8 protein-coding genes are annotated in these 9,393 nt (G+C 35.9%); 7 read left to right on the top strand and 1 reads right to left on the bottom strand.

Annotation, left to right across the window (positions count from 1 at the left end):
- The 7 genes from AB1414_10080 to AB1414_10110 form a co-directional block, all read left to right on the top strand.
- On the top strand, positions 1-326 hold a 326-nt coding region (locus AB1414_10080; protein ID MEW6607780.1), incomplete at its 5' end, for a T9SS type A sorting domain-containing protein.
- Positions 327-524: 198 nt separating this feature from the next.
- A complete protein-coding gene (locus AB1414_10085; protein MEW6607781.1) occupies positions 525-1,112 on the top strand; it encodes a flagellar biosynthetic protein FliO in 588 nt (195 codons plus the stop codon).
- 266 nt (positions 1,113-1,378) lie between these two features.
- Positions 1,379-3,154 carry a 6-hydroxymethylpterin diphosphokinase MptE-like protein gene (locus AB1414_10090; protein MEW6607782.1) on the top strand — a complete coding sequence of 592 codons (1,776 nt, stop codon included), beginning with the start codon at positions 1,379-1,381 and terminating at the stop codon, positions 3,152-3,154.
- Complete coding sequence (locus tag AB1414_10095; protein MEW6607783.1) at positions 3,147-4,028, top strand: class I SAM-dependent methyltransferase; 882 nt, start codon at positions 3,147-3,149, stop codon at positions 4,026-4,028. The genes AB1414_10090 and AB1414_10095 overlap by 8 nt, the downstream gene beginning before the upstream one ends.
- A gap of 193 nt (positions 4,029-4,221) precedes the next feature.
- A complete protein-coding gene (gene plsY / locus AB1414_10100) occupies positions 4,222-4,821 on the top strand; it encodes a glycerol-3-phosphate 1-O-acyltransferase PlsY (GenBank protein MEW6607784.1) in 600 nt (199 codons plus the stop codon).
- 73 nt (positions 4,822-4,894) lie between these two features.
- A complete protein-coding gene (locus AB1414_10105) occupies positions 4,895-5,905 on the top strand; it encodes an NAD(P)H-dependent glycerol-3-phosphate dehydrogenase (GenBank protein ID MEW6607785.1) in 1,011 nt (336 codons plus the stop codon).
- A 195-nt stretch (positions 5,906-6,100) separates the two neighbouring features.
- Positions 6,101-6,367: an HU family DNA-binding protein gene (locus AB1414_10110; GenBank protein ID MEW6607786.1), complete on the top strand. Its 267-nt coding sequence runs from the start codon at positions 6,101-6,103 to the stop codon at positions 6,365-6,367.
- Between the two features lie 429 nt (positions 6,368-6,796).
- On the opposite strand, the gene AB1414_10115 is transcribed toward AB1414_10110, so the two are convergent.
- Positions 6,797-8,872 (bottom strand): M14 family zinc carboxypeptidase, encoded by a 2,076-nt coding sequence (locus tag AB1414_10115; protein ID MEW6607787.1) that lies wholly within the window; start codon positions 8,870-8,872, stop codon positions 6,797-6,799.
- Positions 8,873-9,393 lie beyond the last annotated feature (521 nt).

The following is a 9,393-nucleotide window of genomic DNA, read 5'->3' on the forward strand; positions in this document are numbered from 1 at the left end:
GTGGAGATAAAAGGGCATTCAGGATGATAGTTAGTTCTGTGCCACTTCCCATACCGATTTTTTCTATAAATGATGTCTATTGTTATCCTAATCCAACAAAGGATGAGATAACTTTTAGTAAATTACCTCTTGACAAAATAAAGCTAAAGATTTATAATATAGTTGGAGAGAAGGTGTTTGAAAGAGAGATAAGTGGTGATATTAATAATGAGTGGAAGTGGGATTGTAGAAACGATGCCAATGAAAAAGTTGCCTCCGGGATTTACATCTATGTTATCTCAGATGGTCAGACAACGAAGAGAGGTAAATTAGGGATTATCAAATAATCTTTCGCAAAGGCGCAAAGAGCGCCAGAATAAAAAGGAGGGTAACTATTCAGCCACTAATTAACACGGATTAGCACGGATAAATAGCAGAGGGCAGAAGGAGGAAAAACCTTCAGCCTAATTACGGACACGGATTACGAATTTTCAGTGTTTCATCTGAATCCATCTGTGGCTGAATAGTTACCAGAGTAAATTAATATGGTGAAGAAAAAACTTTTATTCATTGGGTTGATTTTAATTTTATCTACTATTGAATCAACGGTATTGTCACAGCCAGCAGAATTCAACGAAAGCGAGAAGATAATTGATTCTGCAAAAGATGTGGTTAAAGAAACTCCCCAAAAGGAAAAATACGATGTTAATCTGTTTGTTCTGATGGGGAAGACAGTTGTTTCACTCGTAATTATTGCGGCACTTATTTATTTTGTCCTTCGTTTCTTCCTCAAAGGACAAAGATGGCTTACTCGGCAACAAGAATTTATTCAAACCATCGCCACTCACTTTTTAGCCCCTAATAAATATATTCAGATAGTAGAAATCGGAAATAAATTATTAGTTTTAGGCATCAGTGAACATAATATTAATTTATTAACGGAGATAGAGGATAAGGAAGTCATAGACCTTATTAAAACACAAGTAAGTAGAGCGGAAGATAAACTACAACTATCCTTTATTCAACATCTGAAAAAAAGGCTTATGAAACCACAGTTAGAACAAACAGATTACGAGGAAAAACTTAAATTTTTGAATAAACAAAGAGAAAAACTGAAAAGTTTAGAATTATAGTAACTCTTCAGCCATGGATGAACACGGATGAAACTGGAAAAGTAAAAAGTTAAAAAGATAGATGTTTGTCCAGAATCTTTCTTTTTTCTCTGAAAATCGGGGTTCGGGGTTCGGATTTCGGGATTAGGGGATTCTTTTATTCCCGAACCCCTTTATTTTCATCATCCTTTGTGAGTTGCAGACTCATAGGCGTTTCGTCTCCGTTTTATCCGTGCTAATCCGTGTTAATCAGTGGCTGAACAGTTACCAGGAAGAGAATAAAAAAGATGGATTACTTCGACTTAAATATGGAATTATTGAGAAAAAGACAACCGCTGTTAGCAAAACGATTAGAAGAAGTAATTCCTGCTCAAAATATTGATGTTACCTCTTTATCGGCTACACCAATTATTGACCCGAAGATTAATTTGAGTTATATTAATACCCTGGCGGTGTTAGGGTTTGGAATGGGGACTCATGTCCGCGAACTGGTAGAACGGACTCAGGAAAAAACACTTGTATTGGTAGTTGACCCGGATATAGCAACATTCAAGGCATTACTTAAAATAATAGACCTGACTCCTATCTTAAAAAGACCAAATGTTAAACTTGCCATTGGAGAATTTGCTCCGTATGCAGTGCGTTCTCGAATAGATAATTACTATAAAATAAATACCATTCCTGATATAACCGTTGCTGAACATAAACCCTCACTTGCCAAAAATCCTCTTTATTATGAAGAAGTAAAAACTTTACTCGAAGAAGCAACTGTTGTCGGGCGTCAAAATTTAGCCACACTTGCAGAAAATGCAACACTCTGGCAAAACCAGATTTTAATCAATCTTCCAATCATTATAAAATGTCCTGGATTAAGAACATTATATGGGAGATTTCAAAATATGCCGGTAATTATAGTTGCCGCAGGACCTTCACTTGATAAAAATGTCATGCATTTAAAAGAGGCTAAAGATAAAGCGGTAATTATATGTGTAGATACTGCATTAAGAACCTTATTTAATCATAATATTAAACCAGATCTGGTAATTACGATTGATGCTACGGCAAAAAATTATAATTATTATTTAAAAGATTTAGATATATCCGATATATATTTAATTGCCGGGCCTGCTGTTTATCCTGAAACATTTTTATCTGCTATTTCAAAGATATTTGTAAGTAGTTTTGGACACCCATTATTGGATTGGATTGAAACATTCATCGGGGTTAAAGGAACAATTAAACTGGGTGGCTCTGTGTCAACCGCGGCTTTTGACCTGGCGCGAAGAGGTGCGGCTAACCCAATTATTTTTATTGGTCAGGACTTAGGATTCCCGGATGATAAAGTATATACTTCTGGCGTGAAAAAAGAACGATTTGAAGAAGCAGAAAAAATATGGCCAACAGTCGAGTTTATGTGGGTGGAAGATGTTTATGGCGGTAAAGTGAAGACAGTTCAAGGTATGTGGACATGGATTAAGTGGTTTGAACATCAGATAAGTGAAATGCCCCAGACACTCTGTATTGATGCCACTGAAGGGGGAGCAAAAATACCAGGAACGAAAATCCTTACCTTAAAAGAAACCATTGAGAAATATTGTCAAAAATCAATCAATATTGACCAAATCCTGCAACAGGCTTATAACTCTTATGTTTTGCCGGATATGAATAACCTTTTAAATGAAATGGAAAGAATAATAAAGGATTGGAAAAAGGTTCAATTTATTGGTAAAGAAGGCACTGCGTTAGCCAATAGACTACTCGAAACAATAGCAGATAATCACATTGATAAAAAAGCAATGAAGATGTTCAAAGAACTTGGAATTTTATATCATCGGATAATTGAAAATCATCGAGGGTTTATGAGACTTAGTAGCTGGAATTTAGAATCCTTATTATTTCGCATGGAAAGGTTTAGTTTAAGCACAGACCCTGTAGTAAAAGCCACAGCCTGTAAAAATTTCTTTGAGGAAATATCAACTTATTGTCAGGAAACTGTTATCTCATTAACCTCAGTTCAAGAGAAGTTATTCCAAATACAATCTGAAAGAAAAAACAATGCTTGAAAAAAGAAGTTGTCTCCTCTGTAAATCTGGAGATTATAAAGTAGTAAAAGCCCTGAATGGGTGTAATTTTAAAGAATGTCTAAATTGTGGGTTTATTTATCTTGACCCTCAGCCAGATGAAAATGCCATTCAGGAATTTTACCCAAAAGAGTATTTTAATTCACAACATCCACAAGGCTATCATGACTTTATCGCCAGAAAAGACGATATTATAAATTATAGACTTAAACCGATAATGGAATTAGTCAATTTATTATGTTCGGGGAAGGGGAAATTACTTGAGGTCGGGTGTGCGTTAGGATATTTTCTGGAATTAGCTCAGGCCTCGGGTTGGGAAGCTCAAGGCATAGAATTATCACCCTGGGCATCCGCCTATGCTCAGGAAGAGACAAAGGTTAAAGTCTCAAGTGGAAAACTTGAAGATATTAAATTTCCTGATTCATATTTTGATGTAATCGTGATGATAGAATTAATAGAACATACTCAAAACCCCCTCCTGTTTTTAAAAGAAGTGGAAAGAATACTAAAGCCTGATGGTATGATTCTTCTAACTACACCTAATTCAAAAAGTATTCATCATAAAATCTGGAAAAGGAAATTTCAAGAGATGCTTTTTGTCCCAGAAGAACATCTATTTTTATTCTCAATACCGACGATTAAACGACTATTAGAATTAAGTGACTTGAAACCAATACACTTAGAAACAAAAACCTATTTAAGACGATACTATGATTACAAAATTCCTCAAGGATGGGGACGACAAATAAGAGGACTATGTAGAAGATTGATGTTGAAATCAATTAATAACTTGAATTTAGGTGAGATGCTACTCGTAGCCGCAAGGAAGAAAGAGACAATCGGTAATATTGGTTAGTGATTATCATTATCAGAGAAACGGTCATGAGCCTGCGGCTCACAAAGGGGGATGAAAATAATGGAAGAACAACCCCCTACCCCCCTTTATTAAGGGGGAATATCTGTTCTACACCAGAGGATACGAGTCTGTGGATACTATACTAATTCACTAATCTCTAATTCACTAATTCGCTATTTTCAGGGGAAAGGGAATTTATGTGGAAATTATATTAGTCATCATTTTCAGCTATTTAATCGGGGCAATTCCTACCGCATACATTATTGGCAGAATTTTTGGGAAGGTAGATATAAGAACTGTTGGAAGTGGAAATGTTGGTGCAAGTAATGTTTATAGAATAGTGGGAAAAACCGCAGGCATAAGTGTTTTAATCATTGATATTCTGAAAGGATTTCTACCGGTTTGTCTCGTTAATTTATTAGCATTCGCTACGATATACCAGATTATGGCTGGTTTAGGGGCGATTATTGGACATATCTGGACAGTTTTCCTTAAATTTAAAGGGGGAAAAGGAGTCGCCACAGGATTAGGAGTATTTCTGGGGTTGACACCTATCCCTGTGCTGATTGCCTTGTTAGTATTTCTATTAGTTGTGGCTATATCAAGATATATTTCTATAGGTTCAATTATAGCCGCGATATTTATCCCGGTGTTGCTTTTATTTTTTAAAGAGGAGCCAGAAATAATAATTTTTGCTCTGGTAGTTTCCTTGCTCATTGTGATAAGGCATATACCTAATATTAAAAGACTTATAACTGGTCAGGAACATAAATTTGATATTAAAAAATCTTAAACTCCTAATGTTTATCGCAAAAATTTGTTAATTTTATTAAAAAAAATACTTGCATTTTTTTAAAGAATATGATATGATTGTTAAAATGGATGTAGAGATTGGAGTTTTAGGCGGTGGTTCCTGGGGGACAACATTAGCTATCGAACTTTATGAAAAGGGATTTTGCGTTAAAATATGGGAGTTTTCCAATGAGCAGGTAGAGATAATAAGAAATAAGCGGGAGAATGTAAGGTTTTTATCAGGTATTTCTATTCCAGCAGAAATTTATATAACAAGTTGTTTAGAGGAGGTAGTAAAAGAGGCAGAGGTAATAATTATAGCCGTTCCGTCACAAGCAGTAAGAGATGTCGTTAGACAGTTACCACCAATGATTGAATCTGATGTCGTGATAGTTTCAGGAGTAAAAGGTTTAGAAATCTCAACAATGAAACGAATTTCAGAGGTGATAAGTGAATTTTTGCCATCTCCAGCAAAAATTGGTGTTATTTCAGGACCTTCTCATGCAGAAGAAGTAAGTCGCAAAATCCCAACGGCAATAGTCGCCGCCGCCGCAGATGAAAAGATAGCAAAATTTATTCAACAACTCTTTAATACATCCAGTTTAAGGGTATATACTAATACAGATTTAATCGGAGTAGAATTAGGGGGTGCATTAAAAAATATTATCGCCATCGCCGCCGGGATATGTGATGGGCTGGGATTTGGAGATAATACAAAATCTGCACTTATTACCAGAGGATTAGTAGAAATTATTCGGATAGGAAAGATATTAGGGGCGAAAGAATCGACATTTTTAGGGTTAAGTGGTCTGGGAGATTTAGTTTGCACCTGCACAAGTAGGCATAGTAGAAATAGGCATCTGGGAGAAATGATAGGTAAGGGAATCCCACTTCAAGAGGCTTTATCGTCAATGGTGATGGTAGCTGAAGGAGTGCCAACAACTAAAGCCGCTAAAGAATTAGCCAATAGTGTGGGGAGTGAACTTCCTATTACCAATGAAGTCTATAAGGTGCTTTTTGAAATGAAAAATCCACGACAGGCGGTTGAGGATTTAATGTTAAGAATGATAAAATCAGAGGATTGAAAAAGTGAATATCGTAACTATTCATCTACTGATTAACACGGATTAGCACGGATAAATAGCAGAGGGCAGAAGGAGGAAAAACCTTCAGCCTAATTACGCACACGGATTACGAATTTTCAGTGTTTCATCTGTGGCTGAATAAGTTACTTCTAATCTTTTAATCAATATTTAAGTTTGAAAGGAGGTGAATAAGGAATGACGAAAGCAGATCTCGTCAATGCGGTAGCAGAAATAGGTCTAACCAAGAAAAAAGCCGCAGAGGCTGTTGAGGCTGTCTTAAATGGAATTAAAGACGCTTTAGCAGACGGAGATAAGGTGCAGTTGATTGGATTTGGGAGCTTCTCAGTTAAAAAGCGTTCTGCAAGAGAAGGTAGAAATCCACGCACTGGTGCTCCACTTAAGATTGCGGCAAAGAAAGTACCAGTTTTCAAGGCTGGTGAAGCTTTAAAGAGCGCTGTTTAAACTCACTATGACAAAAGAAAAAGGGTTAAGGGAAAGAGAAAAAAATAATTTTTTCTCCTGCCCCCTTAACCCTTTTTTATTTAAAGACATACAAAATGTTAGGTTCTCCTGAGAATAAGGAAGTAGAAAGTAGAAAGTAAAGAAAACATCACTCCTCACGCCTATCTCCTTACCTCCTACCTTCTATCTCCTACCACTATTTTCATCATCCTTCTCCTGAAAAATAGGTTATGGGACGCAGATTTTCGCAGATGAACAGGATTAAAATTAATTTTTTATTATTATATTTCTATAATTGTTTCTTTAGAGTTTCTTGATGTTTTTATAGTGCATTAGTGGTTTTTCTTTAAAATCTTGTAAATCCTGTAAATCTGCGTCCCATTAATTTTCATCGTCGTTTGTGTCCACGCTGTGGACATAAGCGTTTCTCTATTTAATAAACTCAAAATATGTTGACCCATCACTCATTATATCACCGGTGATAACGGATAATAATCTACCACCAAATTTATAAATCCCTTGCACATCTGAGTTAGTAAAGGTATAGGTAAGATATGAAAATGTATTGTCATATCCAGCGGGTATGGTCAGACCATACAGATTAAGGTAAGTAAATGGAGGTATGCCTGGAATTTCTATCCATAGTTTGAGGTCTGTTTGAGTTTGTTGCGATGGATTAATAAGCCTCACGGTAGAGTTTAACGATTCTTGAGGTGAATATTCCTTTTGATTAGTGGAAATTATGATAATTGGGTTAAAGATGTTACCGGCACTGATTGCATCCATATCAAACCCTGGATAATCCACTGTTGCACTTCCATCATTATCATCAACAATCTTAATATATCTTGCCTTAGATAATCCAGCACTTGCCAGGTCAAAGTATGATGAGCCTATGCCATTACCCACGAGGTTCCAGGGACCAGCATAGTTATTACTTGCATAAACTGTATAACCTTCTTTAATTCCATCATTTCCTTCATAAATAATGAAGTCTGACCCAGTTCCATCAATAATTTCTACACCCATATCAATTTCAATCTCTCCACCTTTGCCTAAGGAAGCAAATTGGCCATCAGGTTGCCCTAAGGCATAAACGGCTTCGGTCGGATTATTTTTAAAGTTATTGGGATAGGAGAACGGGTCGTAAAATCTACAGGATGTGACATTGTAGCCGTGATGATAATTTGAGTTTTTATCTAATTTAACATTGAGGACAGTCATAGTTCCTGGATTTACCACTACTCCTGAAATAGTTTTATCCACATAGCCATTAGCAGAGAACTTAACTGTATATATTCCTGGTTTAAGGATACGGTGATAATCTCCAATTTTGGGGTCTGTAAATATTGGCCAACCAACATCTAAGACATTAACCATTCCGACAATAGGATTACCGGTTTTTGCATCGGTTACTAATCCTTCTATTCCCTGTCTGTTAGCCTCTTTAATTATATACAGAATTGCATTTTTATTCTTTTGCCAAACGATATCTATTCCACTGTTTGCCAGCTCAATTGTCCAATCAATATCACCTCGACAGCCATAAGCAAAATCATTTGTATCCCCCTTTGTTTGATACCAGTCATAACCATTTGTTACCCAGTAATTATTAAAATCTGCATAGCCTTCAGATAAGTCAATAATTAATGGTTCATCCGGGGTAGGATGAGGGCTGAAATTCCAGACATAATTTACGATATCACCAGAACAGTGATACGATAAAGAGAGTGTAAATGGGTTATCGAGGAATAAATTACGCATTGCTTGAGTTTCTGGTTGAGAAAATGGATACCAGCTATTACCCCACTTATCCCACTGGTAACCATAATCACGGTTTAAATCAACTCCATTAGCGTTATATCTGCTACCAACCATAATTCCATCAGGATTGACCATCGGCACTATCCATATCTCTCGATTATTCACAAGATATGTTACTTCTGGGTCTATTCCGTAATTTTCTGTAAGATAATGAGCCATATTTAGCGGTATTTCAACAGACATAAATTCATTTCCATGATGAGCCCCCATCAAGCAAACTTCCGCTTCATTCTCTTCTACTTCAGGGTTATCCGTTATTTTCATCGCCCACATATTTCTTCCCTCAACGCTATCACCGATGTCATATAGTTTAGCGATATATGGGTAATTTGCGGCTATTTGTGTTAATTCAACCGTTAGTTCATTATAATCATGGAAGTTTTCCCTCTCTCTAACCGCCTTCATCTCTTTTACCATATCTTCTACCAGGACATTAATTTTATATCCTTTATTTTTGAGCATATTCAATTCATCTTCGGTTACAATTGCCCTGACATAAGTTTGAGTCGCATCGGTTAAAGTTAGACGCATATTGATAAATTCTGCAATCTGGTCATGATTTTTTATCTCAATCTGAATCAATATTTCTTTCTCAGGCTCAAATCCATAAACATAGGAATTTAACCCTAACCCACAAATAATAATCCCTGCTAATAGCCATATTTTTTGTTGAGTGAACATATTATTACCTCCTTTGTAACTATTCAGCCACAGATTAATACGGATAAAACGGAAGAAAAACGCCCATGAGTCTGCAACTCACAAAGAATCATGAAAATAAAGGGACTCGTAAAAAGGCTTAAAAACAGTTAGTCGAATATAAGTATTAAAAGATTAATAAACAACGAGAGATCCGAAATGCACAAAAAAAGGGTAATCGTTCAGGTAACAGGAATAATATTGAATATCGAATGTAGAATACTGAATGTAGAATGATGAAGTTTCTGGATTTTTCTGTTTGGCCGTTTTTATACTTTGAACATTCTACATTCGATATTCTACATTCAATATTTTGTAAGTGTTCCGAAATCTCAATCAATATTAGTAACTCAAGACCTGAACGGTTACAAAAAAGGTAACTATTCAGCCACAGATGGACACAGATGAAACACTGATTTTATTTTTTGTAACCGTTCAGGCTATATATCAAAAGTGTAAGAAAGGGGATAAGGAGATAAGAGTGATATGGAGATAAGATAATA

The organism is bacterium (genome assembly GCA_040755795.1).
Classification (GTDB): Bacteria; UBA9089; CG2-30-40-21; order CG2-30-40-21; family SBAY01; genus JBFLXS01.

What these genes read in the sequence shown, in the direction of transcription:
- AB1414_10090 (MEW6607782.1), top strand. Translation starts at nt 1,379, where the DNA reads ATGGATTACTTCGACTTAAATATGGAATTATTGAGAAAAAGACAACCG.
- AB1414_10095 (MEW6607783.1), top strand. Translation starts at nt 3,147, where the DNA reads ATGCTTGAAAAAAGAAGTTGTCTCCTCTGTAAATCTGGAGATTATAAA.
- AB1414_10115 (MEW6607787.1), bottom strand. Translation starts at nt 8,872, where the DNA reads ATGTTCACTCAACAAAAAATATGGCTATTAGCAGGGATTATTATTTGT.
- AB1414_10110 (MEW6607786.1), top strand. Translation starts at nt 6,101, where the DNA reads ATGACGAAAGCAGATCTCGTCAATGCGGTAGCAGAAATAGGTCTAACC.
- AB1414_10085 (MEW6607781.1), top strand. Translation starts at nt 525, where the DNA reads ATGGTGAAGAAAAAACTTTTATTCATTGGGTTGATTTTAATTTTATCT.
- AB1414_10105 (MEW6607785.1), top strand. Translation starts at nt 4,895, where the DNA reads ATGATTGTTAAAATGGATGTAGAGATTGGAGTTTTAGGCGGTGGTTCC.